General features: G+C 41.4%; 19 protein-coding genes. 12 read left to right on the top strand and 7 right to left on the bottom strand.

Annotated features, from left to right (window positions below; translation table 11 throughout):
- Window positions 1-138: 138 nt before the first annotated feature.
- Window positions 139-783, bottom strand: a complete 645-nt coding sequence (locus tag FGG15_RS04035) for a peroxiredoxin (protein WP_138833467.1) — start codon at window positions 781-783, stop codon at window positions 139-141.
- A gap of 450 nt (window positions 784-1,233) precedes the next feature.
- Here FGG15_RS04035 and FGG15_RS04030 point away from each other — a divergent pair, with 450 nt between their 5' ends.
- A complete protein-coding gene (locus tag FGG15_RS04030; RefSeq protein WP_138833465.1) occupies window positions 1,234-3,891 on the top strand; it encodes a c-type cytochrome in 2,658 nt (885 codons plus the stop codon).
- Window positions 3,892-3,941: 50 nt separating this feature from the next.
- Here the strand turns inward: FGG15_RS04030 and nhaC are convergent, their stop codons facing one another.
- Both nhaC and FGG15_RS04020 read right to left on the bottom strand, forming a co-directional pair.
- Window positions 3,942-5,420 carry a Na+/H+ antiporter NhaC gene (gene nhaC / locus FGG15_RS04025; RefSeq protein ID WP_138833463.1) on the bottom strand — a complete coding sequence of 493 codons (1,479 nt, stop codon included), beginning with the start codon at window positions 5,418-5,420 and terminating at the stop codon, window positions 3,942-3,944.
- A gap of 73 nt (window positions 5,421-5,493) precedes the next feature.
- Window positions 5,494-6,714 (bottom strand): aminotransferase class I/II-fold pyridoxal phosphate-dependent enzyme, encoded by a 1,221-nt coding sequence (locus FGG15_RS04020; protein ID WP_138833461.1) that lies wholly within the window; start codon window positions 6,712-6,714, stop codon window positions 5,494-5,496.
- Window positions 6,715-6,864: 150 nt separating this feature from the next.
- Between FGG15_RS04020 and FGG15_RS04015 the strand changes: the two genes are divergently transcribed.
- Window positions 6,865-7,323: an Lrp/AsnC family transcriptional regulator gene (locus FGG15_RS04015; RefSeq protein ID WP_138833459.1), complete on the top strand. Its 459-nt coding sequence runs from the start codon at window positions 6,865-6,867 to the stop codon at window positions 7,321-7,323.
- Between the two features lie 109 nt (window positions 7,324-7,432).
- Complete coding sequence (locus FGG15_RS04010) at window positions 7,433-7,822, top strand: hypothetical protein (RefSeq protein WP_138833457.1); 390 nt, start codon at window positions 7,433-7,435, stop codon at window positions 7,820-7,822.
- Window positions 7,823-7,829: 7 nt separating this feature from the next.
- On the opposite strand, the gene FGG15_RS04005 is transcribed toward FGG15_RS04010, so the two are convergent.
- The 3 genes from FGG15_RS04005 to FGG15_RS03995 form a co-directional block, all read right to left on the bottom strand.
- Window positions 7,830-8,759 (bottom strand): aldo/keto reductase, encoded by a 930-nt coding sequence (locus FGG15_RS04005; protein ID WP_138833455.1) that lies wholly within the window; start codon window positions 8,757-8,759, stop codon window positions 7,830-7,832.
- On the bottom strand, window positions 8,743-10,056 hold the full coding sequence (locus FGG15_RS04000; protein ID WP_138833453.1) for an NTP/NDP exchange transporter: 1,314 nt from the start codon (window positions 10,054-10,056) through the stop codon (window positions 8,743-8,745). Before FGG15_RS04000 ends, FGG15_RS04005 begins: the two co-directional genes overlap by 17 nt.
- 88 nt (window positions 10,057-10,144) lie before the next feature.
- Window positions 10,145-11,194: an AraC family transcriptional regulator gene (locus tag FGG15_RS03995; RefSeq protein WP_138833451.1), complete on the bottom strand. Its 1,050-nt coding sequence runs from the start codon at window positions 11,192-11,194 to the stop codon at window positions 10,145-10,147.
- Between the two features lie 175 nt (window positions 11,195-11,369).
- On the opposite strand from FGG15_RS03995, the gene lpdA reads away from it, so the two are divergent.
- Window positions 11,370-12,776 (top strand): dihydrolipoyl dehydrogenase, encoded by a 1,407-nt coding sequence (lpdA, locus tag FGG15_RS03990; protein WP_138833449.1) that lies wholly within the window; start codon window positions 11,370-11,372, stop codon window positions 12,774-12,776.
- A 13-nt stretch (window positions 12,777-12,789) separates the two neighbouring features.
- Here the strand turns inward: lpdA and FGG15_RS03985 are convergent, their stop codons facing one another.
- On the bottom strand, window positions 12,790-13,983 hold the full coding sequence (locus tag FGG15_RS03985) for a heparan-alpha-glucosaminide N-acetyltransferase domain-containing protein (protein ID WP_138833447.1): 1,194 nt from the start codon (window positions 13,981-13,983) through the stop codon (window positions 12,790-12,792).
- Between the two features lie 129 nt (window positions 13,984-14,112).
- Between FGG15_RS03985 and FGG15_RS03980 the strand changes: the two genes are divergently transcribed.
- From FGG15_RS03980 to FGG15_RS03945, 8 genes are all read left to right on the top strand, one after another.
- Window positions 14,113-14,646, top strand: a complete 534-nt coding sequence (locus FGG15_RS03980) for an NADPH-dependent FMN reductase (RefSeq protein ID WP_138833445.1) — start codon at window positions 14,113-14,115, stop codon at window positions 14,644-14,646.
- Window positions 14,647-14,652: 6 nt separating this feature from the next.
- Complete coding sequence (locus FGG15_RS03975) at window positions 14,653-15,951, top strand: chorismate-binding protein (RefSeq protein ID WP_138833443.1); 1,299 nt, start codon at window positions 14,653-14,655, stop codon at window positions 15,949-15,951.
- Window positions 15,952-15,973: 22 nt separating this feature from the next.
- Complete coding sequence (tilS, locus tag FGG15_RS03970) at window positions 15,974-17,281, top strand: tRNA lysidine(34) synthetase TilS (RefSeq protein ID WP_138833440.1); 1,308 nt, start codon at window positions 15,974-15,976, stop codon at window positions 17,279-17,281.
- Window positions 17,278-19,257, top strand: a complete 1,980-nt coding sequence (locus tag FGG15_RS03965; RefSeq protein WP_138833438.1) for a protein-disulfide reductase DsbD family protein — start codon at window positions 17,278-17,280, stop codon at window positions 19,255-19,257. The genes tilS and FGG15_RS03965 overlap by 4 nt, the downstream gene beginning before the upstream one ends.
- 78 nt (window positions 19,258-19,335) lie before the next feature.
- Window positions 19,336-21,729, top strand: a complete 2,394-nt coding sequence (locus FGG15_RS03960) for a penicillin acylase family protein (protein WP_138833436.1) — start codon at window positions 19,336-19,338, stop codon at window positions 21,727-21,729.
- A gap of 186 nt (window positions 21,730-21,915) precedes the next feature.
- On the top strand, window positions 21,916-22,665 hold the full coding sequence (locus tag FGG15_RS03955) for a hypothetical protein (RefSeq protein WP_138833434.1): 750 nt from the start codon (window positions 21,916-21,918) through the stop codon (window positions 22,663-22,665).
- The gene (locus FGG15_RS03950) at window positions 22,665-25,439 is read left to right on the top strand and encodes a TonB-dependent receptor (protein WP_138833432.1); all 2,775 of its coding nucleotides are present in this window, start codon (window positions 22,665-22,667) and stop codon (window positions 25,437-25,439) included. Before FGG15_RS03955 ends, FGG15_RS03950 begins: the two co-directional genes overlap by 1 nt.
- Before the next feature lie 30 nt (window positions 25,440-25,469).
- On the top strand, window positions 25,470-26,639 hold the full coding sequence (locus FGG15_RS03945; protein WP_138833430.1) for a DUF4249 domain-containing protein: 1,170 nt from the start codon (window positions 25,470-25,472) through the stop codon (window positions 26,637-26,639).
- Window positions 26,640-26,641 lie beyond the last annotated feature (2 nt).

Here is a 26,641-nt window from a genome sequence, read left to right as displayed (position 1 = left end):
AAATAATCCAAAGTCCGTGGCAAAAAAGGAAGCCCATTGAAAAAGTTTTTCCAATGGGCCTGTCTTATTTCGATATGTTCCTTCGTTTTTATGGCCAGGAACAGGTCAATCCCAGAGTTTTGTATCCACTTTATGGAATTAGTTAGCGTGCTTGGATAGGTATTCTGCTACACCACTTCTGTCGGCATGCATAGCTTCTTTACCACTATTCCAATTGGCAGGACAAACCTCGCCTTTTTCTTGTACATGGGTATACGCATCAATTAGTCTAATGAACTCGTCAATGTTTCTACCAAGCGGCATGTGGTTCACACTTTCGTGAAAGATGGTTCCTTCTTCATCAATCAAGTAGGTGGCTCTATAGGTTACATTATCACCTTCTACAGTGAAAACCTTGGTCTCCTCATCATATTTTTCATCAGTTATGTCCAAGATACCCAGTGTAGAGGCCAAGTTTCGATTACTATCTGCCAACAGGGGATAGGTAACACCTTCAATACCTCCATTTTTCTTTTCGGTATTCAACCAGGCAAAATGCACCTCTGCGGTGTCGCAAGAAGCACCGATGACAAGGGTATTTCTTTTTTCAAACTCTTCCACTGCATTTTGGAAAGCATGCAATTCTGTTGGACACACGAACGTGAAATCCTTGGGGTACCAGAATAGCACCACTTTTTTGTTCGATTCTTGTGCTTTTTTAAGAATGTTAAGCTTGGAAGTAATACCGGATTTGTCAATTGCATTGACTTCTAGATTTGGAAATTTTTTGCCAACTAATGTCATAATTTGTTTGATTTATGGGATGACAAATTTAGCCCTTGCATATCAAAACTTGTTCGTTTTTGAATCTTAATTTGCTGACAAAAACACGTATTTCCATTTGTGTAAAAAAGGAGGGAAATTATTGAACGAACTGAAAGAATCAAGCAAATAGAAATATGAACTCATAATGTATCAACTATATTTCTGATAATTTTTTAAACGTGTTAAGATTTAAAGGCAGCATAGGCTACATCCGTAATGCATTTAGGTAATATTGACATTAATGTAGCCGAGTTTCGACAATCTTATCTGTTCCAAAAACTTGATTTTACACCCAGTTTGTCAATACCCCATTATTTTCTTGTAATTTGATTCAAAGTTGTGCATATTTCAATTTACTGGCATAGAGCAGTTTGCGCAACTTTTTCTAAACAAACCACAACTAAAAACTAAAGAAAAACAAATCTTCAAATGCACAATCATCAAAAAAGGACTAAGAGTCAAAGTCTTATTTTAAAATTAGCTAAGGTTTCTATACTTATCATGGTTTTAGGTTTTACCGTTTCCTGTAAAGAGGAGTTCTCTGGGCCTATTACTGAGCAAATCACAATCAACGATATAACGGTTCCCGAAGGCTTTAACATAGAGAAGTTATATAGCCCCGGTGAACATGAGCAGGGATCTTGGGTGAGCGTAGCCAAAGATGATAAAGGACGTTTGTATGCTTCGGACCAATTTGGAACTATTTACAGAGTAAGCTTGCCTGGGTCAGAAAACAAAGTAGATAGCATTGTTGTTAAAGAGGTTAATATTAAAATAGGGATGGCGCAAGGTTTACTCTGGCATGAAAATACGTTGTACGCCTTGGTAAACGCAAGCAGTGAAAACGACTTAAACATTCAAAGTGGTTTTTATAAAATTACGGATACAGATAATGATGATGAATTTGACACGGTTACCGCCTTAAGATTATTTAATGGTTGGGGAGAGCATGGTCCGCACAACATAACTTTGGCACCGGACGGACAATCACTGTTTATGGTTTTAGGAAATCATACCGATATTCCAGAAGATATTGGAAGTGTGATACCCAAGAATTGGGGCGAAGATAATTTATTACCAGTGATTAAAGACCCCAGTGGTCACGCCAATGATGTAAAAGCTCCTGGTGGTTGGGTGGTTAAAACTGATTTTGAAGGTAAGGAATGGACACTTTTAAATGTTGGACTTAGAAATACGTACGATATAGCCTTTAATTCGGATGGAGAACTATTTGGGTTTGATTCTGATATGGAATACGATATGGGAATGCCCTGGTATAGGCCTATTAGACTGTGCCATTTAACAAGTGGTGGCGATTTTGGTTGGCGTACAGGAACAGGTAAGTTTGATGCTCTATTCCCGGATAACTTACCCGGTGTTGCAAATTTAGGGCAAGGATCTCCAACGGGACTTTTGGAAGGCGAAGGCTTGAAATTCCCAGAGTATTACCAGAATGGATTTTATCTTTTTGATTGGAGTTATGGTACCATGTATTTTGCAAGTTTGACCCCCAAAGGAAGTAGCTATATGGCTGAAGTTACTGAGTTTATTTCAGGAGTGCCCTTACCCTTGACCAATGGGATTGTGGGAAATGATGGAGCCATGTATTTCTTGACAGGAGGCAGGCGCTTGGAGTCCGCTTTATATAAACTATCCTATACAGGTGCGTTGAATAATGAAGTTAAGATGCCAACTCCAAACGAATTGGGTGAAAACGAAAGAAATCTTAGAAAAGAAATTGAAAAGTATCAAAGCATAAAAAATCCAAATCAAATAGATTTTCTTGTTGAAAATTTAGATCATGAGGATAGGTATATTCGATTTTCATCTAGAGTAGCTTTAGAAAATCAAGACGTTACTGTTTGGAAACACAAAGTATCTCGGGATGCAAGTGTTTTAAGAAAAATTGCCTTAGCGATTGCCATTGCCCATCAAGGTGAAGACACCGATAGAGCAATGGCATTACAAGCTTTAATAAAATTGGATTGGACAGATTTAACCTCAAATGAGAAGATAGACTTCTTAAGAGCCATAGAATTATTGCTGATCAGAAGCAGTCAAAACACTGATGAATCTTTACAAAGAGCTATTGCCACTAAATTATTACCGCATCACTTAAAAGAATCAGAACATCTTAATAAGGAAATAACAAAGTTGTTGAGTTACCTGGATACATCTGAAATTTTGGAGGCTACAATTTATAAAATGGAGAATGACACCATTACGTCCAATCTAAAATCAATTTATTTATCGGGGGATATTACCAAAAGGAGTGATCAGTATGGTAAGGACGTAGAAAACATGCTCAAAAATATGCCCAATCAGCAAAATATCAGCTATGCCAAAAGTCTAAGCGAAGTGAAATCTGGTTGGACAAAAGCACTTCGGGAGCGTTATTTTAGATGGTATAATAGAGCGTTAAAAAAGTCTGGGGGTAAACAGTATGCTAATTTTATAAAGGCCATTCAACGTAAAGCTTTGGATAATGTTCCTGATGAGGAAAGAGCGTATTTTGAATCTTTGTCAAGCGAATCCATGAATCAACAAGTAGATTTGATGAAAGATGTTAGAATGCCAGATGGTCCTGGAAAAAACTATACAGTCGCTGCGGTGGAGAAGGCGTTTACCGAAAATAAAAAGGATGCAAACTTTGCTAACGGAGAAAATTTTTATAGAGCCTCATTATGCGTTGCATGCCATAGTATAAAAGGTGTTGGAGGCAATTCAGGACCAGAGTTGACACAAATAGGAACACGTTTTTCAATTAAAGACATTGCAGAAGCTATTGTCAATCCTTCTAAAACAGTTTCAGACAGATATCGAAACACCATTTATCATTTAACTAATGGCAATACCATTAGAGGAAGGGCAGTGGAAGAAAGAGACGACGAAATTATGGTTAGTATAAATGCCTTCTCTCCCGATATGACAAGTACCATAAAAAAATCTGATATAGCTAAAGTTGAAGAATCTTCGCAATCTGCAATGCCCGCTGGTTTAATAAACAGTTTAAACGAGAAAGAACTAAGTGATTTAATGGTCTTTCTGATTGCTGGCGGAGACGAGAACAATAAAATCTACAACTAGCTTTCTGAATCACCATTGGGCGACCAAGAGGTTCTTATTTATAAAGCGTTTTACTTTGTGGTTAATTGCTTGATCTTGATTTTGAAAGCCGCAAACAACAAGGTCATAAATGGGCTTAACCAGTTGAAAATGGCAAAAGCAAAATAATCTATAACGGGAACCCCTAGTACGCCACTATGATAGGCACCACAGGTGTTCCATGGCACTAGGACGGAAGTTACCGTCCCTGAATCTTCCAATGTTCTACTTAGGTTTTCTGGTGCAAGCCCACGTTCCTCGTAGGCTTTGGCGAACATTTTCCCGGGAACCACTAGAGCTAGATATTGATCAGATGCTGTTACATTTAAGGCAAGACAGCTGCCGACGGTGCTGGCAAACAAACCAAAAGTGGTCTTGGCCATATTTAAAAGGGACTTGGTAATTCGCTGCAAAGCGCCAATACCATCCATGATTCCACCAAAAACCATAGCGCAAACAATCAACCAAATGGTGCCGAGCATTCCGGCCATTCCCTTTGATTTAAACAGCTTACTATATTTCTCTGGAGCTTCCAGTTGGGTTTCAACCGTAATGGCATTGAGTACTCCTTTGTACCCAGATTCAAACGAAAGCCCATTTCCGCCGCCAAGAGAACTCACAATACCCGGTTGAAAAATAAGGGCAAAAACCCCGCCAAGCAATGTTCCGATTAAAAGGGCCACCAATGGTGGTGTCTTTTTTATAATCAAAAAGATGACGACAATAGGAACTATGAACAGCCATCCGTTTATATTAAATCGTTCCCCGATGATCCCAAGAATTTCGGAAGCGTCTGTTGGCCCCGTGGATTCTATGGAAAAGCCAATTATGATGAAGATTAACAAGGTTACCGATATGGTAGGAATTGTGGTAAGTGCCATATATCGAATATGCGAAAAAAGCTCACCTCCGGCCATTACCGGTGCCAGATTGGTGGTATCGCTCAAAGGCGACATTTTATCTCCGAAATAGGCACCAGAAAGCACCGCTCCGGCTGTCATACCCAATGAAATGCCCAACACATCCCCAATACCAATAAGTGCGATACCTACGGTTGCTGCCGTAGTCCAACTACTTCCGGTGGCAATGGAGATAATAGCGCAAATAACCACACAGGCAGCAAGGAAAATTGTCGGATTCAGAATGTAAAGTCCGTAGTAGATCATGGCGGGGATAATTCCGCTAATCAACCAAGTACCTGCCAATGCCCCCACCATCAGGAGAATTAATAAGGCTCCTGTGGTCGATCTCACATTTTCGGCAACTTCGGCCAACATTTGTTTGTAGGAAACTTTGTTTCTAAAACCAACAATGGCAGCGACAGCTCCACCAAGCAAGAGAATAAACTGATTGGACCCCTCAATGGCACTATCACCAAAAACAAAAACGTTGTAGGCCAACATGGCCACCAAGGCGAAAACTGGAATCAGCGCTTCCCAAATGTTGAGTTCTTTATTTTCTACGATGTTTTCTGCTTCTCTAAACTTGGGTTTTTGGGCTTTTTCCGCCATGTAGTCTGGTTTTGTTAACGAGTAATATTACAACATTGCATCCTGTTCTGCAAACCATGAGGTTAAGCAGCTTTTAAACAAGCACTTTACCTGTCTGCAAAACTCCTAGCCGCTCCATGCATGCACGCATGGTCAAATAGGTTTTGTGAATATCGTTGTCCAAACCAATAGAGAAGCGAATCAATCCTTGGGATAATCCCAATGCCTCCTGTTCCTGTAAAGGGATTTCGGAAGAAGTAGAAGTGCCCGGAGCACTGAAAAGCGTTTTGTAAAACCCGAGACTCACGGCCAGGTACCCTAATTTTTCACGTTGCATCAATTCCATCAAAGCATTGGCCATGTCCAGTGAACCCACATCCAAAGTGAGTAATCCACCATATCCAAATTCAGGATTGAACTGGGAAGTCATGGTTTCATGTCCAGAATGTGATTTTAAGCCTGGATAAACCACGGTTAAACCATCTTTTTCAAATTGTTGGGCTAGATATAGCGCATTTTGGCTGTGCTTTTTGATTCTGATATGAAGTGTCCGCATGTTTTTAAGAACCGATGCAGCCCGAAGACTGTCCATGGTACTTCCCAAAAGCATGCCAGCTCCGTCATTGACATCTTTCAAACTCAAACAAAAATCTTTGGAAGCACATACGGCACCAGCTACACAATCGCTGCTTCCATTAATGAATTTAGTGAGACTATGTACAACAATATCAGCGCCCAGTTTGGCTGCACTGATGGAAAGGGGTGAAAAAGTATTGTCCACTACCAAGGGCATCCCATGTTTTTTGGTCAAAACGGACAAGGACGGCAAATCGGCAACCTCAAGCAATGGATTGCTGACTGCCTCACAATAGATCATTTTGGTCTTTGGGGTGATGGCAGCTTCAACCGAGTCCAATTTGGTGATGTCTACAAAGGAGGTAGTTATATTGAATTTCTTCAAGAAGTTCTTCAATAGGGCATAGGTGCCCCCATAAATGGTTCTGCTGCAAACAATGTGATCTCCAGCATTACACAATTGTAGGATAACGGCACTGATGGCGCCCATCCCACTGGCATAAACATTGGCTGATTCGGTACCTTCCAATTGGGCCATGGCTTCTCCCAAATACAGATTGGATGGAGAGGAGTGTCTACTGTAAAGGTAACAACCTTCCGTATTGCCCTCGAAGGTGTCGAACATCGTCTTGGCCGATAAAAAGGTATAGGTGGATGAATCGGAAATGGAAGGGTTTACCCCACCAAATTCCCCAAAATATTGAAGATCCTGAATTTTGTCTGATGCTTTGTAGCTCATTTGGTAAGTTTTGCAGTAAAAGTACCTATGGGTGGATAAAAAATCAATAAAGATTAATAATTTTAGAACATAGTTCCATTTTTATGTATATTTAAGAATATTAATCATTAATTTTCGTTATAATTTAAGATTTACGGAAAAAAGGTCGGTATGGGATTGGATGAAATTGATAAAAAACTAGTACAACTCCTTCAAGAGGATAGTAAAAAGACCACCAAGCAATATGCAGATAGCCTAAACTTGTCTAAAACCGCAGTTTATGAACGTATTCGAAGGCTGGAACGGCAAGGGGTGGTTACCGGTTACGTGGCCCTTGTGGATAAATCCAAGATCCGACGAAACTTCACCGTGCTTTGCCATATTAGATTGGCCCAACATATCAAAGAGAACGTACTTCGATTTGAACGGGAAGTTTTAAAACTGCAGGAAGTTTCAGAGTGTTTTCACGTCAGTGGGGATTATGATTACATCCTAAAGATTCATGTGGAAAATATGGAAAAGTACCGTGAATTTATGGTGACCAAACTTACCGCTATCAGCAATATTGGAAGTACCCAAAGCTCCTTTGTAATCAGCGAAGTGAAGCATAGTACAGCGATTCCTATTTAGCAAAGTTTAACGTAAATCGATGTTAAAGTGGATTCCATTTTCCCGGGATATTCCTAATTTTTTGGTCAAATCAAGAAACGAACCACAATCAAAAAACATCCTTTTACTCATGAATTCGCGTACACGGGTTTTACTCACGGTGCTTTCCACGGTCATAGGGGGGCTCTCTCTAATACTTTATACCACCATCTCACATAACATTTTGTTCAAAGGCTTAAGTTTTTGTACGTCTTCCATGCAAGAATTATTTTTTGGAAGCACGGCCTTTTTTCTTTCTGCGGTAATCGCTGGATTTATTTCGACTTTGATTGTCGTCAAGGATAATTTTTTACCCTTATTTTTAATTTCACTTTTCATTATTGGGGAGTTTCTGGTCCTTACATCCAGCGGGCACTGGCACGGTCCTGTTTGGTTTGAAACCGGACTATATCTTTCCCATATTGGTGGTCTTTGGATAGGGTGCTATGGTGCCGTTAAATTCCCTTTGGCCCCAATGTAAAATTTTTCTAAAGTGACTTTACGTAGGAGGCCATTTTTTCCCGGGTTTCCCTATTTGGGATTCTGCCTAGACCAGCTCCCATATTATCTATCATATGATGCGGTTTGGAGGTACCGGGAATAACACAGCTTACATTGGAGTTGGAGAGTATGAATTTTAAAAAGTACTGCCCCCAACTGTGAATATCCCACTCCTTGGTCCAAGCAGGAAGTTCTTTACCCCGTACAGCCCTAAAAAGAGAACCACCCTCATACGGTTGGTTAATTAAGCTGGCCACTTGGTATTTCTCAATGGTTTTGAACAAGGATTTTTCCGCATGTCTGGATCTGATGGAGTAATTGAATTGGACAAAGTCTGGACGCTCCGAAGCAATAATGCGTTCCAGGGATTCATGGGAGGAATCCACATAGTGGGTAATTCCCCAATAACGAATCTTACCCTGGGCTTTCCAATCTTTCAGCGTTTTTACATGCGTTCTCCAATCCACAAGATTATGAATTTGCATTAAGTCCATTCTTTTGACCCCCATTTTATTGAAGGAGGAATCCATTTGCCGTATTCCTGCCTGTTTTCCAGAAGTCCAAACTTTGGTGGCGTAGAACAACTCTTTTTGAAAATCAAGTTGCCCGGTTAAGTCACCAACTACTTTTTCTGAGCTTCCGTACATTGGGGAAGAATCGATTACTGAGCCTCCAAACCCGTGTAATTGGTTCAATACTTCGGTTAATAATTTGCGTTTCTCAACTGAGGTGCCCACGTCAAAAGTCTGCCAGGTACCCAAACCAACAACGGGTAATGCTTCACCTGATTTGGGTATGGGTCGAGTTCGGACTTTGTCCTTGGAGTTAAAAAATCCATAGGAGGGCTGGAGCGAAAGTCCCAATCCGGCTAACAATGACAATTTCAAGCTGTCTCTTCTACTATACATGTTCTTCATACATCTTCTTTTTTAAAGTTAAGTCATTCTCCCTAACAAGCTGCATTTTACCTAATCGGAAACCGACCAGACTCCAGATAAATGAAAGAGGAATGGTTGCCAGGGCAATGAACCCAAGACCCCAACCAAGGGAAGCCACTCCGGCAAAAAGCCACCCCACTAGTGCATCACCGCCGCGATAGATGGCAGTATCTATAAAGTTTTTGGATTTAAATTTTTCCTCAAATTCGGTTACCGTAAACAAAATTTCACGTCCTGGTCTTAGTAGCATAAAATTGCCAGCGCGATGAAGGACCAAGAGCGAAGCGATTATGGTCAAGGTCGGGTTTTGACCTAAAAAAATCAATCCAAGCCCTACCAACAGGGGCACAGAAGCCAAAACTATGGACAATCCAATCTTGCGAATGATTTTGGCGGTTAGGAAGAATTGTCCAAATATGGCAATGGCGTTGATAGTGAAATCCAACCTTGAAAAGTAGCCAAGACGGGCGGCACTGGATAATAGCTCCTTTTCCACAATATGGGCTTGCTCAAAATACAATACCGTAGATATAGAGGTATATAGCAGCACAAAGCCTACTATGCCCAAAAGGTATGGAGATTTGGCAATGTATCGTATGCCTTCAAAAAGCTGGGAAGAGGTTAGTCTAGGTGGGTTGGTCTTAACGGCCCTTTTGGTTTTGTGGGGCTGAAGTTTTAGAATGAAATGAATACAACAGACCGCCATCAACAAAAAACAAGCAGAAACCAATAAGAGGATTCCGATGGAAAAGTTGCTCCCGACCACGTTGGCGATAACCGGCCCCACTAGCGCGCCTAGACTTCCTCCAGAAGCAATAATACCAAAAAAACGTTTGGAGGACGCGCCGTCAAATACATCGGCCATAAAACTCCAGAAAAGGGACACAACAAATAAATTGAAAACACTAAGCCAAATAAAAAAAGCCGCAGCCATTCCTCTTGAGGAGCCAAACAAAGTGAATAGGAAATAGAACACTATAATGTTGACAATGCAGAACCCATAGGAATACAGCAACAGCTTACTAATAGAAAACCTGCTCACCGCCCATCCAAAAACAGGAACGACCATCAACATGGCCACGAAAGTTCCGGTAAACAACCATTGCATGTTTATAGCCCCGTTTAAGATGCCCATTTCGTCCCGGAGGGGACGGAGGATAAAATAACCACAGAGTAAACAGAAGAAGTAAAATGCGCATAATGCCACAAGTCTTTTTTCCTGAAGTCCGTGCGAATTGTCTTTGTGCAATTTATAAGGTCTAAATAAATGGTTCATCCAGTATCCTAATTGGAATACCAAGATGTGAACGCTATTGGGATTAGGCTATGCGATAAATAAATTAGTGTGACAGATTTATAAATCCTTAAGAAGAAACCTGTTCCTTTTGAAATTTTGTTGGAGTGGAACCAGTAGCTTTTTTGAAAGCGGAGTTGAAGGCAGAGAGCGTATTAAATCCACAATCATATGCGATACTGGCTATCTTGGTATGCTTGTAATCGGGGTGGATAAGTCTATCTTTAACCGCCTCCACTCTATAAGAGTTGAGGAAATCCGGAAATCCCATTCCTATCACCTTATTGACCACATAGGAAACCAAGTAGGGTTGCATGCTGGTGGCTTTGGCCACCTTAGTCATTGTACAATCAGGATCAAGGTATAGTTTTTCGAATTGCATAGTTTTTTTGAGTCGGTCGGCCAGTACACCTAGTTCCTCTGCCGATAGTTTAGGGCCACCATTTTTATGGGGGGTCACATGCTGTAGGATCTTTGGATTTTTGAACAATACAAATGCCAAGAAATAGATGAAAGGTAAATACAGCAGGGGACCCAAGAGGTACGGGGTAATCCCTAAGATATAATTGGAAAAATAAAGAAACTGGAGGGTAGCAGTACCCAGTATCAAGGTGATAAGCCAAATTTTGGCTCCCTTGGTTGGTTGGACACGTAACGGTTTTTTTCTAAGAAATATTCCCAGAAGAACCAAGCCACCCAATGCATAAATCATTTGATGGAATAGCAATGCCGAGTAACCACCAACATACCAAAACCCATCTCTGGTTAAAAAGTTGATAAAAAGCAAGAGGAGCAGGCCAGGAACAAAATGAAACCAATTCCAATGGGACCATTTTTTTTGAAAAAGAAAGTGCCAGACATACAATAGGAGCGCAGGGCCGGTAAGGGCATGGGCTGCAAACCCCAAGTTAATAAACCAGATAGGACTGGTATCCAGATAGACCCAAAGTATGGATTTGGTCAATCTTATGGTGATGGCAAAAAAGAAAAGAGACAGCAACAGGTTCCTAAAATCCCATTTGCGTTCCAACAAGCTGTAAACGGAAAGAAACAGGCTTTGCACAGCACCCATCCCTGCCACAAATAGCTCAAGTTCATTTTGTAATCTAAGCGTACGCATAAAACAAAAACCCTTGAATTTAAACAATTTTTGTGGCGTGGATCACCCCTTTAACACAACATTGTCAGAATACCCATGTGGGCTAAATCAAATCGGAAAAAGAAAAGGCTTTTCAAAGAAACATTGTTATTTTTGTACTCATTATCAAAACGAATTAAATCCCTAATAAATAGATATGAATCAATACGATGTGGCCGTTATTGGCTCTGGACCTGGAGGCTATGTGGCGGCAATTCGCTGCGCACAATTGGGAATGAAAACCGCAATCATTGAGAAATACGCAACCTTGGGCGGAACCTGTCTCAATGTTGGCTGTATTCCCTCCAAGGCCCTATTGGATTCTTCCCATCATTACGAAGATGCTGTCAAACATTTTGAAGAGCACGGTATTGATATCCCGGGTGAAGTAAAGGTAAACATTGAGCAAATGATTGCCCGTAAGCAAGGTGTGGTTGACCAAACCACTAAAGGCGTCCAATTTTTGATGGATAAAAACAAAATCGATGTGTATCAAGGCTTAGGGAGTTTTAAGGATGCTACCCATATCAATATTGATTCTGAAGGTGGTAAAACTGAGACGATTGAGGCTAAGCACACCATTATTGCCACAGGCTCCAAACCGTCTACTTTACCCTTTATCAAATTGGACAAGGAGCGAATAATTACTTCCACGGAAGCTCTAGAACTAAAAGAAATTCCAAAGCACATGATTGTGATAGGCGGTGGTGTTATTGGATTGGAATTGGGTCAAGTGTATAAGCGTTTGGGTGCTGAGGTAAGTGTTGTGGAATTCATGGACCGAATCATTCCTGGCATGGATGGCGGACTTTCCAAAGAGCTTATGAAGTCCTTGAAAAAGCAAAAGATGAAATTCCATTTGTCCCACAAAGTGAAATCTGTGGAACGCAAAGGAGATGAAGTGATTGTCAAAGCAGATGACAAGAAAGGACAGGAGGTCACTTTTACTGGGGATTACTGTCTGGTCTCTGTAGGAAGAAGACCTTATACGGATGGACTTAACACTGAAGCCGCAGGGGTGAAATTGGATGACCGCGGTAGGGTAGAGGTCAATGAACATCTACAAACTAATGTGTCCAACATCTATGCTATTGGCGATGTGGTACGTGGTGCCATGTTGGCCCATAAGGCAGAGGAGGAAGGAACTTTGGTAGCGGAATATTTGGCTGGTCAAAAACCACATATCAATTACAATCTGATTCCTGGTGTGGTTTATACCTGGCCAGAAGTAGCTGCGGTGGGTCAGACGGAGGAGCAGCTCAAGGAAGCGGGAGTTGACTATAAAGTTGGCCAATTTCCAATGAGGGCATTGGGAAGAGCAAGGGCAAGTATGGATATTGATGGATTTGTGAAAATTCTAGCTGATAAAGCCACAGATGAAGTTCTTGGAGTACACATGATTGGAGCGCGCTGTGCCGATTTGATTACCGAAGGAGTAACTGCCATGGAGTTTAGAGCATCAGCAGAAGATATGGCACGAATGAGCCATGCGCATCCTACCTATGCCGAAGCGGTCAAGGAAGCTGCGTTGGCGGCCACGGAAAACAGGCCTATTCATATTTAAAATAGAAAGTCGCTTATTTGGCGGTTTTAAGAACCCGGTTCAAAAACAGTTTCAATTTCATTGAAGCTTCTTTGAGCACGGGTTTTCCATTTTGGTAAAGCTCAAGGCCCTTCACTTTTAGGACGGAAACACCATTGGACCATTGGGACTTGATCTCGGCCTCATGCTTATTGTAAGCCAAGGCGAGATAAGTACATACGAACATAAACACTATGGCTCCGGAAATTACGACTACTGGACTGAAGCTGTATTTGAAAAAACGATAAAGCCCCATACCTGTAAAACTTCCGTAAAGGATAATGAAGTGAATTACATAAATGGAAAGGGTGCTGGCACCAATTTTTAAAATTGTAGGGTTGGTCAGGAATTTTCGAATGATCATGAAAATGGCAAAGACCACAAATACATCCCCTAGCCGAATAAAGAGATAATTGTTGGATTGAATCATGTGGAACAATTCAATTCCGGTGAGTTGGAAGAGGGATACAAATCCGGAAGAAGAATAAAAAATCAAAGCTGAACCCACTATTGCCGCCATGGAAATCGCAACAGGATATAGGTACTTAAAATCCTTGAACCGTGTAAACAGCACCGCCAAAAAACCACCTACCGTAGCATAGCCCAACCATGGGATTATGGTAAATACGGAACCATTGGCCTTGGTAAAATAATTGGCCAATATTTCTGGCAAAAAGCCAAAAGACCACTGCTTGTAAACGGGCTCAAACAAAAATAAAACCAAAGTTATTCCCAACAATAATACTGGAAACACATAAGATTTTCTTTTAACAGCAAAGAGATAGACTCCTATTACCGCCAAAATGGAAAGACCAATACAGTGCAGAACATCCACCAGATAAAAGGAACCATAGATATTTCCGCTTAATAAACCAACAAAGTTGGTACGGAGTAAATAGCCAATGAGCAACAATTGCAAACCACGACGAATCCCTTTTTTAACCCTCGGATTATCAAACCCTTTTTGGGGAACCCTGATGAGCAGGTATGTAAAGATAAATCCAGATACGGTAAAGAATACGGGGGCAGTAATTCCACGGAAATAAAGCCAGGTTTTAAAAACCATATTTTCCCTGTCCCTGAAAACGGGATCTAAGAGGCCATCAATGAAGTGTCCTTGTAGCATCATCAAAATGGCCCAGGCCCTAATGGCATCAATAAAAAACAATCTGGTGGACTTGGCATTCATTGACAAACAATTTCCCTATATACTTGCCTAACAGCTAGTTTGGATGTTCAACGCGTCAAAATTAGACAAAATACTCGCATGGAATGGCCTTTTGGGGTATTTTAGCGAAACAAACAAAGTTTTTTCCCTATGGCTACAATTTTGGCATTTGCCGGAAGTAATTCTTCCACGTCCGTCAATTATAAGTTGGTACAACATACCACATCATTGATTGAAGGGCATCAGATTCAATTGTTGGACATGACCAGATATCCGTTTCCCATGTTTAGTGAGGACGAGGAGAAACAAAAAGGGTATTCCAATTCTCTGGTAGAGCTAAAGAATGATATCCAACAGGCAAATGGCCTTGTTCTTTCCGTAAACGAACACAATAGTAATCCCTCTGCTTACTTTAAGAATGTATTGGATTGGCTATCCAGATTGGAGCGTAAATTCTTGGACAATACCAAGGTTCTATTAATGTCGGCCTCTCCTGGCGGACGCGGAGGTATTGGCGCTTTGGGGGTTACCGAAGCCCTGTTACCCAGATTTGGCGCTGAGATAGTGGGTACCTTCTCCTTACCTTCATTTCACCAGAATTATGGAGAAGGTGGAATAATGGATGCCGAACTGAGGGAAGCGCACCAAAAGGCGCTGACCCAATTTCTGGATTCACTTAAGTAAAATCTTTTGCGAAAGCAACGCTCTTTTTCTGTTTCCTCCCCTGAATATTTCAAGACCGCGCTATTGGAATGGTCTAAAACCTTTACTAATGTGGTTTGGCTGGATAGCAATAATCACGTGGATGCATATGGAAAATACGATGCAATTTTGGCAATTACTGCACAGACCGATGAGTCTAATGAAATGCTTCAAAACACCGATGAAGTATCGAATTATATCGACAAAGAGAAAGATTGGTTGTTTGGCTATTTTTCATACGATTTAAAAAACCAATGGGAAGACCTGGATTCCAACAATCATGACGGGCTAGTATTTCCATTGCTCCATTTCTTCCGGCCCGAAAAAATCGTGACTATAAATGGGAATCAAGTTAAGTTGCTGTATCTGGAAAGTCGCGACTCGGAGATGGAAACAGATTTTGCTGAAATACAAGAGTTGTCCCAAAAAAGAACTATTTCTGAGCTCCATCAATCTGTTCGAATAAAACTGCGTATCCATAAGGATGCATATTTTGAAAAGGCCAACAGGTTTTTAGAACATATTCATCGTGGAGATATTTACGAGGCCAATTTTTGTCAGGAATTTTATGCGGAAAATACCGAAATAGACCCATGGGATACCTATAGAAACCTCAACCAAATTTCTTCGCCTCCCTTTGCGGCATTTTTAAGGTTGGACGATAAATATCTTCTTTGTGCTTCCCCAGAACGCTACTTGCGCAGGGAAGGGGAGAAGGTGATATCCCAACCCATAAAGGGCACGGCACCAAGGAGCACTGATCCGAAGGAAGACCACGAACTGAGAAAGCAACTGCAGCAAGACCCTAAGGAGCGGACAGAGAATATCATGATAACCGATTTGGTGCGGAATGATTTGTCAAAAAGCGCATTAAAGGGCAGTGTGAAGGTAGAGGAGTTGTGTGGGGTTTATGCTTTTAAGCAGGTACATCAGATGATTTCGACCATAACCGCCCAAGTGCCCAAAAGGTTGAATTCTATGCAACTAATCAAAGACACATTTCCTATGGGAAGCATGACGGGAGCTCCAAAAGTTTCTGCCATGAAAATCATTGAGAAACAGGAAGAGACCAAGCGTGGATTGTATAGCGGTGCCGTGGGTTATTTTGATCCCAATGGGGATTTTGACTTTAACGTGGTCATCCGCAGTATTCTCTATAACCATACCTCTAAATATGTTTCTTTTTCCGTGGGGAGTGCCATCACCTCTAAATCGGATGTGGAAAAGGAATACCAAGAATGTCTGCTAAAGGCCAAGGCCATGCGCAGTGTACTGGAGGGAAGCTGAGGTTTATTGCTACTTTTGCCAAATGCAAGCTCAATTTGAGACCCATATTCAGAATCATTTTCCCTTTTTAAAGGAGGGTAAAGTGCTTGTGGCTTGTAGCGGAGGCTTGGATAGTGTTGTTCTGGCACACTTATGCAATCAAGCTGGTATGTACATTGCCTTGGCGCATTGCAATTTTAAGCTTCGTGGGGACGAGAGCGACGGGGACGAGGAATTTGTTAGGGAATTGGCTGAAACCTTAGAGGTAGAGGTGCATAAAAAGTCTTTCGACACGGTTAAATATGCAGAAGAGAACAGAGGTTCCATCCAAATGGCCGCCAGAAAACTTCGCTATGACTGGTTTGAAGAGCTGATGGAAGCCCATGGATTCCAATATGTATTAACGGCACATCACGCTGATGATGCCTTGGAGACTTTTCTAATCAACCTATCCAGAGGAACAGGTATAGATGGACTTTCTGGGATTCAAGCACAAAACGGGAATGTTATTAGGCCGTTGCTTCCATTTTCTAGACAGGCAATCCTGGATTTCGCCCAAAAAGAGCATTTGGAATGGCGGGAGGATAGTAGCAATGAAGACACCAAATACCTTCGGAATAAAATCCGGCACCAACTGGTACCTAAATTGAAGGAACTGCATCCTACGTTTCTTCAGAACTTTGGCGTAACCCAAGAACATTTAAATCATTCGAGAAACCTGATTTCAAACTATATAGATTCGGTCAGAGCGGATTTGTTCGAAGAACGGGATGATGAGATTCGAATTAATATTGAAAATATGTTGCAGCTTCGTCCTTTGGAGAGTCATTTATATGAACTATTCAAAGAATACGGATTCGTTGTATGGGAAGATACCAAGGCATTGTCAATGGCTTCAAGCGGGAAGGAATTGCATTCCAAAACACATAGATTATTAAAGGATCGGTCACACTTGATTCTTTCCAAAAATGGAAACGCGGTCAACCAAAAATACTGGATTGTAAATCAGAAAAGTTTGGTCAAATTTCCTGTTCCCTTGAAATTTGAACATGCAGATTCCATTGAAAATTCTTCTCCCCAGGTGATTTTTGTTGATAAGGAAAAGTTAAACTATCCGTTATTATTAAGGAAATGGGAAAAAGGCGACTATTTTTATCCTTTTGGAATGCAAGGCAAAAAAAAGCTGTCCAAATTCTTCAAGGACGAGAAAATGGACGTTTTTTCCAAGGAAAAACAATGGTTGCTCTGTTCAGGCGATGCCATTGTGTGGGTTTTGGGCAAAAGGCTTGATGAAAGGTTTAAGGTGGAAACCACGACCCAACAGATACTTAAAATTTCGCTTCTTGTATGAGAAAGTTAGTACTACTCTTAGGTTTGTTTGCGTTGAGCTCTTGGCTTTATGGGCAGACGGATAAAGAACCGGCACTTTGGTCGCATACGGTTAACAAAATATCCGATACCGAATACGATCTTGTTTTTGAGGGGATAATCATGGACGGTTGGCATGTGTACTCCCAATACACGGCCGAAGGAGGTTCATTACCCAGCGAATTCACTTTTGAGAAGGCCGGAGTAGACTATGAGTTGGTAGGCGAGACCCAAGAAAGTGAAACGATAAAAGAGTACAGCGACATTTTTGAAGTTGAGGAAACCTTCTTTAAAAAAGAGGCCATTTTTACCCAGCGTATTAAACTTTTGAACCCTGAGGTTCGCCAAATTTCGGTGAATCTGTTCTATCAAATTTGTAAAGAGGTCTGCATACCTATGGACGAACTCTTCCAGGTTTCCTTGGATGGAAATGGTTTTGTGGCTTCGGAACAACAAATTGATGAGGAAAGTTTGGCTATGAGTGCCAACTTGAAGTTGGATTTAAAGAACAAGGAGTTATTGAACCAGGGTGGGTTGACCCAGGCCAAGAAAAAGTCAGGATTGTGGATGGTTTTCGGATTGGGATTCCTGGGAGGTCTGATTGCCTTGCTGACCCCTTGCGTTTTCCCCATGATTCCATTGACGGTATCTTTTTTTACCAAACAATCGCAACAAAAGGCCAAAGGCATAACCAATGCCATGCTCTATGGTTTTTTCATTGTGTTGATTTACTTTTTGTTGAGTCTCCCATTTCATTTGTTTGATTCTATTGACTCACAAATTCTGAATACCATAGCTACCAATATCTGGCTGAATGTGTTCTTTTTTGCCATATTCGTCTTTTTTGCCTTCTCGTTTTTTGGCTATTACGAACTGACCTTGCCGAGTTCTTGGGCCAATAAAATGGATGCTGCCTCGTCCAAAGTAGGAGGGGGATTGGGAATTTTCTTTATGGCATTAACCCTGGCCATTGTTTCGTTCTCCTGTACGGGACCCATTTTGGGCGGATTATTGGGTAGTACCACCTTGGCAGAAGGTGATGTAGCGGTAAACTTATCCGCTGGAATGGTAGGTTTTGGCTTGGCCTTGGCTTTACCTTTTGGCTTGTTTGCCTTGTTTCCCGCTTGGCTGAATTCGTTGCCAAAATCAGGAGGATGGATGACCACCGTGAAAGTAGTGTTGGGCTTTTTGGAATTGGCTTTGGCGTTTAAATTTTTATCCAATGCTGATTTGGTGGGGAATTGGGGCATCTTCAAACGCGAGATATTCCTTGGTATATGGATATTGATTTTCGTTCTGATGGCGCTCTACCTGTTTGGCATTTTCCGCTTCCCGCATGATGGCCCCAAGCAAAAATTATCCATCGGCAGAAAATTGGTAGGTGTGCTCAGTACCACCTTTGCTACCTATCTGATATTGGGTTTGCTCAATATGACCAGTCTAAAGTTGTTGAGTGGTTTCCCACCACCTGACTTTTATACCTTGAGTACGTCAGAAAGCAATTGCCCCCTGGGCTTGGATTGTTTTAAGGACTTTGATGAAGGCGTGGCCTATGCGCAAGCAGTAAACAAGCCCATTTTGTTGGATTTTACGGGGTGGGCCTGCGTAAATTGTAGAAAGATGGAAGAAAATGTATGGAGTGATCCAAGCATTTATCCCATGCTCAAAGATGAATATGTTTTGATATCACTTTATGTGGACGATCGCAAGGAACTTCCAGAAAACCAAAAGTTCGATTTCCAATATGAATCTGGACGTATTAAAGAGATTAATACGGTAGGGCAAAAATGGGGGACATTTCAGACCATCAACTTTAATGCTGCTTCCCAGCCGTATTATGTACTACTATCCCCTAATTTGGAAATCCTAAACGATGCTGTCCAATATGTGGATGTGGAGGAATATGGACAATGGCTAAAATCTGGTCTTGCCACCTACCAGTTGTCCATGAATAAATAGTTATTCTTACTTCCATTTTTTAGGCTTTTTGGAAAATAGCGTACCTTAGGGTAACTATTTCAATTAACCAAAGCCCCAGTGAAGAAACTTAAAAAAGTACTTTTAGTACTAGCTGGCCTTGTACTTATTGTGGCTATAGGCGTCTTCGTATTTGTACAAAGTCTAAAACCGGACTATGATGGAAAAATATCTCTATCCGGTATTTCCAATGAGGTAAATGTCTATTTTGACGATTACGGAATTCCCCATATTTATGCCAATAATGAAAGAGATGCCACCAAGGCTTTGGGTTATGTCCATGCCCAGGACAGACTATGGCAAATGGAGCTGTTGCGTCGTGTTGCCAAAGGCAAACTCTCCGAAGTCTTTGGAGCCGATTTGGTAGAAACGGATAAGTTCTTTCTTTCCTTAGGGATTGATGATAATTCGGTACAAGCGGTTTCCGAAATGGATCTGGAAAGTGAGGCGGTGATTTTGGCACAGGCCTATCTGGAAGGTGTAAATCAATTTATTGAAGAAGGCCCAACCCCCATTGAATTTTACCTTACTGGGTTGGAGAAAAAACCCTTTGAGCTTAATGACATTATGGATGCCATGGGGTATATGGCCTTCAGTTTTGCCATGGCACACAAAACAGATCCGCTTCTAACCGACATCAAAAATGAATTGGGCGAGAAATACATCCAAGATTTGGCCGTGTACTCGGATACCACCACAACATGGATAAAGAATTACAGAAACACCAAAGTTGACAGTTTGGATTTGGATATTACCGCTGGAGTGTTCCAAGCCCTGAACAAACTACCTGTTCCTCAATTTGAGGGAAGTAACAGTTGGGTGATATCCCCCAGCAAGACGAAGACGGGGAAGGTGATTTTGGCCAATGACCCACATATTTCGTATGCCCAGCCTTCGGTCTGGTATGAGGTCCACATAAGTACTCCAACCTACGAGAAGTATGGATATCACCTGGCTGGAGGGCCGTTTCCAATGCTTGCCCATGACAGAAATGTGGCGTACGGTCTTACGATGTTTGAAAATGATGATATCGATTTTTATCTGGAGCAAACCAATCCTGCGGACACTACACAATACAAAACTGAAAATGGCTGGGAGAACTATGAATATATCACCAAGGAAATCAAGGTAAAGGATGCCGAACCGATAAGTTTTACCGTTAGAAAAACCAGACACGGACCATTGGTAAATAACGTTGCTAAACAAATTAAGGGAGATACTCCCATTGCCATGTCATGGATTTATACCCAGAATAAAAATAAGGTGCTGGATGCGGTATATGAAATGAGCCATGCCAGCAATCTGGAGGAATTTGAAGGTGCGTTGCCCAAAATCCACGCGCCAGGTTTGAACGTGATGTATGGTGATGCGGAAGGAAATGTTGCCTGGTGGGCCACCGCACAACTGTATCAAATGCCGGATAGTGTCTCTACCAAGATGGTTATGGATGGTGCTTCGGGCAAAGACGAACCTGTCCGTTATTTGGATTTTTCCGAGAATCCGTCTGCCATTAATCCGCCATGGAATTATGTGTATTCTGCCAACAACCAACCGGACTCCATTGCAGGCATGCTTTATCCGGGGTACTACCTACCGGAGAACAGGGCCTTGCGCATTGTTCAATTGTTGGAAAGTAAAAATGATTGGGACAGAGAATCTACCTCACAAATGATTTTGGACGCTACCTCTTTGGTGAACCCTGCATTGGTGGCAGAATTGATTAAGCTACTGGATGTTTCCCATTTAAATGAGGAGCAATTGGTCCAGGTGGATGCACTTCGAAATTGGGACGGAACCTATACTTTGGATGGAACCAACCCCACTTTATACCATAGATGCGAGTATTTTATGGTAAAGAATACTTTTTTGGACGAGTTGGGAGAAGAGAAATTCAAACAATTTATTGGTACCCATGTATTCAAGCGGCAAATTGCTTTTGGCGCCCAAATGAAAACTGGAATTTGGTGGGACAATATCCTAACTGAGGATAAAGTGGAGACCAGAGAAGAAATAGTACTTCAATCTTTTGCAGAAGCTTGGCAGTCCTTGGTTGATGATTTCGGGCCTGATGCTTCCCAATGGACTTGGGATAAAGTGCACACTTTGGAACATCCCCATCCCATTGGTCAGGTGGAATCACTACGGAGTTTTTTCAATGTGGGTCCCTTCCCGGTCAACGGTACAAGGGAAGTGATAAATAATATGAGCTTTACTTATGACGGTACTGGATTCCATAAGGTAAATGTGGGTCCGTCCACACGCCGTGTTGTCGATTTTTCAGACATTGAGAATAGCATGAGTATACTTCCCACAGGACAATCTGGAAATCCTTTCAGTAAGCATTATAAAGATCAGGCAGAAATGTTTGTGGAAGGGAAATTCAGAAAAATGATGATGAACAAAGAAGAAATTCAAAACAATTCACCTTCCCAATTGGTTTTTTACCCAAACTAGCTTAGGACTATTAAACATTCCTTGTTAAAAATTGTTAAATCGCAAGTAAAATTTTTGTTATTTAACCAGAATGATAAAATTCTATGAATTTTTAACAAAAATTTAAAAATTATCACATTATGTGGTACTTTAGGTCAAGCTAATTCAATTAAACAAACGAACCTCACACATCAATCAAATAGTAGGATGCTTAAATTTTATCGGAAGCCATTAAGGGCATTGTTTGTCCTTGGTTTAGTTGTGTCTGCGCACGGCCAAGAGTCGCATGAAGTTGCGTATTATAATCAATTTGACAAAGAGGTGGGTATAGAGAACACCGGTCTATACCAAGGTGAAATCCACGCGGTTAAGTACAGGACCATAAATGAGAATACCCAATACTTCAAAAACAGGGATTTTCTTAAAGGGGATGTATGTTACGAAGGGCAGTGCTACTATGGTTTAGATCTTAAATATGATGTTTTTGAAGATCAGGTACTGCTTAAACTGATTAGCACAGCAGGTGGGGGCACCTTACAGCTTTTCAAAGATAAAGTGGAAAGTTTTACCATAGCCGGAGTGGATTTTGTCAAGCTCGAACGGAACCAGGTCCAAGGGCTAAACCTTTACGGGTTTTATGCAGTGGCCTATAAAGGACCTTTATACACCCTTTATACCAAATACACCAAGAAAAGTTTTGACCGAAAAGATCGAAGTGCCATCTACTATGAATTCTTGGATGGGCAAAGTGAACAAGTCCTTCTCTATCAGGGCAAATACCATATCGTTAATACCAAAAAGGATAATATTTTGGTGTTCCCACAATTGAAAAAGGATATAGATAGATTTTACAATCTAGCTAGGGGACTCAGGAAATCAGATCCAGACGGTTTTCAGGTAAGTCTTTTAAAACGTTTGGAAATCTTATTGTCCCAACCTAAAAACACTTCCAAGTAATGAAGAAAATATTGATAGCGTTTATGCTTCTTGTAGGCATACAGCATGCGTTGGCCCAAGAAGAAATACCTAGGATTTCAATTTCCTTTACCAATGTGGATGTTTTGGACGCTCTGCAATCCATTGAGAGCAAAACAGCATATAGATTTTACTATCTGGATGCTTGGTTGGAGAATATTAAGGTAAGCGGTAGTTATCAAGATACCCAGGTGAGCTTGATCTTGGATGACCTGTTTAAAAATACCGTCCTTAATTTTTATATAACCGAAGACAATAGAATTTTCCTTCTTCAGAACAATCAGATCTATGAATCACTTCCCGAAGATTTTTTTGGAAAGAAAGATGCTGTAGCGGATGACGGACCCAGCTATGATGACATCCAAGATTTGGGGCCTTTGTTTGTCAATGCAGAGGACTCCGGTGTATCCAGGGGAATGCAGGTGGTTAAAATTGGGAAGGAGAATCGAAACAACAGAAAAAGGGCGTTTACCTTAAATGGAAAAGTAACCAATGCCAGAACAGGGCAACCCATTCCGGATTTGGCCATTATTGTGGAGGGCAAAGATCTGGGAACATCCACCAATGCAAATGGTAATTATAGCCTGGAACTTCCTGTAGGTGAAAACATCATCCGAACACAAGGCCTCGGAATCCAGGATTCCAGAACCAAAGTAATCCTGTACAGCAATGGTGTTTATAACTTTGACCTCAATGAAAGCGTGGAAGCATTGGATGAGGTTGTGGTTCAGGGTAATTTGGATAGAAATGTGGAAACCGCGATTACGGGAGTTACCCTTATTGAGGTTGAAAAAATCAAAAATATCCCCTTGGTATTGGGTGAACGAGACATCTTAAAGGCTGCCATTACCCTTCCCGGAATAACAACCGCTGGAGAAGGAGCCGCCGGATACAATGTTAGAGGGGGGAGAACAGACCAAAACCTGATTCTTTTGGATAATGGGGTCATTTATAATCCTTCCCACTTCTTTGGGATTTTTTCGGCCATAAACCCTTTTTCCACGGGGTCAGCAGAGATTTACAAGGGAAATATCCCAGCAGAATTTGGGGGAAGACTCTCCTCCGTATTCGATATCACTACCAAAGATGGAAATACGGAAAAATTCTCGGGGGAAGCATCCATAGGACCGGTGACCAGCAATATTGTGTTGGAAACACCAGTGGTAAAAGATAAGTCAGCTTTATTGATCGGTGGTCGGGCTACATATTCAGATTGGATTTTGAAAGCCCTGGATGACGAGCAACTGAACAACAGTACGGCTTCCTTTTTTGATGTGGTGGCCAAGTATAACCACACCATAGACGATAAAAACGAGATCAAGGCAACAGGGTACTTTAGCCGGGATGAATTTAGTATTACGTCTGATTCCATTTTTGATTATAGCAATCGACTAGTGTCTTTAAAATGGGATCATAAATTTAGCGAGAAAACTACCGGAAGTCTCATCGCGTCAAACAGTGAGTATCGATTTGGCATTGAGTTTGACGGGGAATCCAACGACGATTTTGACTTGGGATACAAGAATAATGAGACCGAGATCAAATTGAAGATGAAATACCTGCATAGTGATAAGCACAAGTTCGATTTTGGCTTGTCGAGCAAACTCTATGTGGTGGACCCGGGAGATATTGTGCCCTTGGGAGGCGATTCGGAAGTTACCTCCTTGACCATACCCCAAGAAAAGGGATTGGAATCGGCCGTATTTGCTTCTGATAGTTATGAGGTGAATGATAAGTTACTGATAGATATTGGGCTCCGCTATTCCTTTTATGCTGCTTTGGGAGCATCGTCGCAGCGCATTTATCAAGAAAACGGACCAAAGAACAGTGGTACGTTGGTAGAGACACAGGATTTTGATAAGAATGAGGTTATTGAAACTTACGGAGGACCTGAGGCCAGGGTTTCTGCAAGGTATTTTCTTGCTCCTGATTTTTCTATAAAGGCCAGTGTCAACAATGCTTACCAATACATACATACCCTTTCCAGCAACACCACGGTTTCACCTACGGATACTTGGAAGCTTTCAGATTTGAACATCAAACCACAAGAGGCCTACCAAGGCTCTTTGGGTTTGTACAAGAATTTTGGAGGAAACACCTTTGAGTTGAGTTTGGAAGGTTATTATAAGAAACAGACCAATCTATTGGATTATAAGGTTGGGGCACAGTTGTTATTGAACGAAGCCATAGAAACCGAGGTAATCCAGGGAGACGGGAAGGCCTATGGGGTAGAGTTTTTGATCAAGAAAAATGAAGGGAAACTCAACGGATGGTTAGGATATACCTACTCCCGGTCCTTTGTAAAACTAGATAGCCCCTTTGCAGAAGAAAGGGTGAACAATGGTGAGTTTTTTCCATCCAATTTTGACAAGCCCCATGACATTAGCCTTGTAGCCAATTATAAGTTTACCCGAAGGTTCAGTGCTTCGGCTAATTTCGTATATCAGACGGGTAGACCGGTAACTTTCCCTATTGGGAGCTTTTCTTTTAACAATTCCGAATTTGTCTTTTACAGCGATAGGAACAAATTTAGGATTCCGGATTATTACAGACTCGATTTGAGTTTCAATATGGAGGGTAATCACAAGATCAAGAAATTTGCCCATAGCTTCTGGAGTTTTTCCATTTATAATGTTCTGGGAAGAAACAATCCCTATTCCGTGTTTTTTGTAACGGAAGATGGAGATATCAAGGCATATCAAAGCTCGATATTTTCGATTCCTGTACCGACAATTACATACAATTTCAAGTTTTAACAGGTGCAACTGGCTCAAAAAGACATAGTAATGGTATTGGTCTTCACGGCGGCATTGGCTTCTTCGTGTGTTGAGCCTTTTGAAGTGGATTCCGGTGAGTTTTTGAGCGCTTTGGTAATAGATGCCACCATAACGGATGAAATGGGACGACAGGCCATCTACCTTTCCAACACCTACGGTTTTGAGGAAGAACCTGAAACGGTATCAGGAGCATCTGTCAAAGTCATTGAGAATGAAACCAATGAAATTCTCTTCGTTGAAACAAACCCTGGCGAATATAGGTCGCAGCAGGAATTTGCCGCGCAGCCAGGAAGCAGTTATGCATTAAAGATCACCACCGGGGATGGTTCGGCCTATAGTTCACAAAGTGCTTCCTTGCCACAAGCGGTGGCATTGGATAGCGTTTATGCCGACAGAATTACCAGTGACTTGGGAGAAGACGGTATTGCAATTTTTGTGGATAGTTTTGATGCCACTGGCAATTCCCAAAACTTCCGCTACGAATTCCAAGAGACCTATAAAATTATAGCCCCAGAGTGGAATGATTTTGACCTTTTGAGTACCGGTATTGAATGCGGGGTTGATGTTATTCCCAAAATTGTACAAAATCGGATATGCTTTGCAAGCGATAGATCTACTGATATTATTTTGACGAATACGACAAATTTGAATGAAAACAGGGTGCAAAGGTTCATGGTACGTTTTATGGATCGAAACAATTATATCATATCCCATCGCTATAGTATAGAGGTCACTCAATATACCCAATCCAATGATGCCGCTTCCTATTTCAGTTCATTGGACCAGTTCTCCAGTACCGAAAGTATTTTTTCCGAAAGTCAACCTGGGTTTTTGGTTGGAAATGTTTTTTCGGAGGAAAACCAAGATGAAAAGGTGCTAGGTTATTTTGAGGTGAGTGCAGTTTCCAAAAAGAGGATTTTCTTCAACTACGATGATTTTTATCCTGGAGAAGACTTGCCAGATTATGTTAATCCATGCATGGAAATTGCGCCTAAATTAATAAGCCAGGGTGGTGCACGTTGTATTTTAAGTGCTATGGTAGAGGCCAATCAGGTTAGTTACCTAAATATTAATGACGACCCTCCGTTTGAAGAAGGCCCCTATCTGGTAGTACCACGGGAATGTGGGGACTGTACCGTTTTAGGAAGCAACCAAACCCCGGAATTTTGGACGGAATGATT

This window comes from Flagellimonas algicola, from assembly GCF_005937185.1.
Classification (GTDB): domain Bacteria; phylum Bacteroidota; class Bacteroidia; order Flavobacteriales; family Flavobacteriaceae; genus Flagellimonas; species Flagellimonas algicola.
Note: the sequence above shows the minus strand (reverse complement) of the source record. Positions and strands in the feature narration are given on the sequence as shown.

Excerpts from the sequence above, each read along its gene's own strand:
- FGG15_RS03950 (WP_138833432.1), top strand. The coding sequence starts at position 22,665 with ATGAAGAAAATATTGATAGCGTTTATGCTTCTTGTAGGCATACAGCAT.
- nhaC (WP_138833463.1), bottom strand. The coding sequence starts at position 5,420 with ATGGCGGAAAAAGCCCAAAAACCCAAGTTTAGAGAAGCAGAAAACATC.
- FGG15_RS03955 (WP_138833434.1), top strand. The coding sequence starts at position 21,916 with ATGCTTAAATTTTATCGGAAGCCATTAAGGGCATTGTTTGTCCTTGGT.
- FGG15_RS03965 (WP_138833438.1), top strand. The coding sequence starts at position 17,278 with ATGAGAAAGTTAGTACTACTCTTAGGTTTGTTTGCGTTGAGCTCTTGG.
- FGG15_RS04005 (WP_138833455.1), bottom strand. The coding sequence starts at position 8,759 with ATGAAGAACATGTATAGTAGAAGAGACAGCTTGAAATTGTCATTGTTA.
- FGG15_RS03980 (WP_138833445.1), top strand. The coding sequence starts at position 14,113 with ATGGCTACAATTTTGGCATTTGCCGGAAGTAATTCTTCCACGTCCGTC.
- lpdA (WP_138833449.1), top strand. The coding sequence starts at position 11,370 with ATGAATCAATACGATGTGGCCGTTATTGGCTCTGGACCTGGAGGCTAT.
- FGG15_RS04010 (WP_138833457.1), top strand. The coding sequence starts at position 7,433 with ATGAATTCGCGTACACGGGTTTTACTCACGGTGCTTTCCACGGTCATA.
- FGG15_RS04020 (WP_138833461.1), bottom strand. The coding sequence starts at position 6,714 with ATGAGCTACAAAGCATCAGACAAAATTCAGGATCTTCAATATTTTGGG.
- tilS (WP_138833440.1), top strand. The coding sequence starts at position 15,974 with ATGCAAGCTCAATTTGAGACCCATATTCAGAATCATTTTCCCTTTTTA.
- FGG15_RS04000 (WP_138833453.1), bottom strand. The coding sequence starts at position 10,056 with ATGAACCATTTATTTAGACCTTATAAATTGCACAAAGACAATTCGCAC.
- FGG15_RS03945 (WP_138833430.1), top strand. The coding sequence starts at position 25,470 with ATGGTATTGGTCTTCACGGCGGCATTGGCTTCTTCGTGTGTTGAGCCT.
- FGG15_RS04035 (WP_138833467.1), bottom strand. The coding sequence starts at position 783 with ATGACATTAGTTGGCAAAAAATTTCCAAATCTAGAAGTCAATGCAATT.
- FGG15_RS04015 (WP_138833459.1), top strand. The coding sequence starts at position 6,865 with ATGGGATTGGATGAAATTGATAAAAAACTAGTACAACTCCTTCAAGAG.
- FGG15_RS03985 (WP_138833447.1), bottom strand. The coding sequence starts at position 13,983 with ATGAATGCCAAGTCCACCAGATTGTTTTTTATTGATGCCATTAGGGCC.
- FGG15_RS04030 (WP_138833465.1), top strand. The coding sequence starts at position 1,234 with ATGCACAATCATCAAAAAAGGACTAAGAGTCAAAGTCTTATTTTAAAA.
- FGG15_RS03995 (WP_138833451.1), bottom strand. The coding sequence starts at position 11,194 with ATGCGTACGCTTAGATTACAAAATGAACTTGAGCTATTTGTGGCAGGG.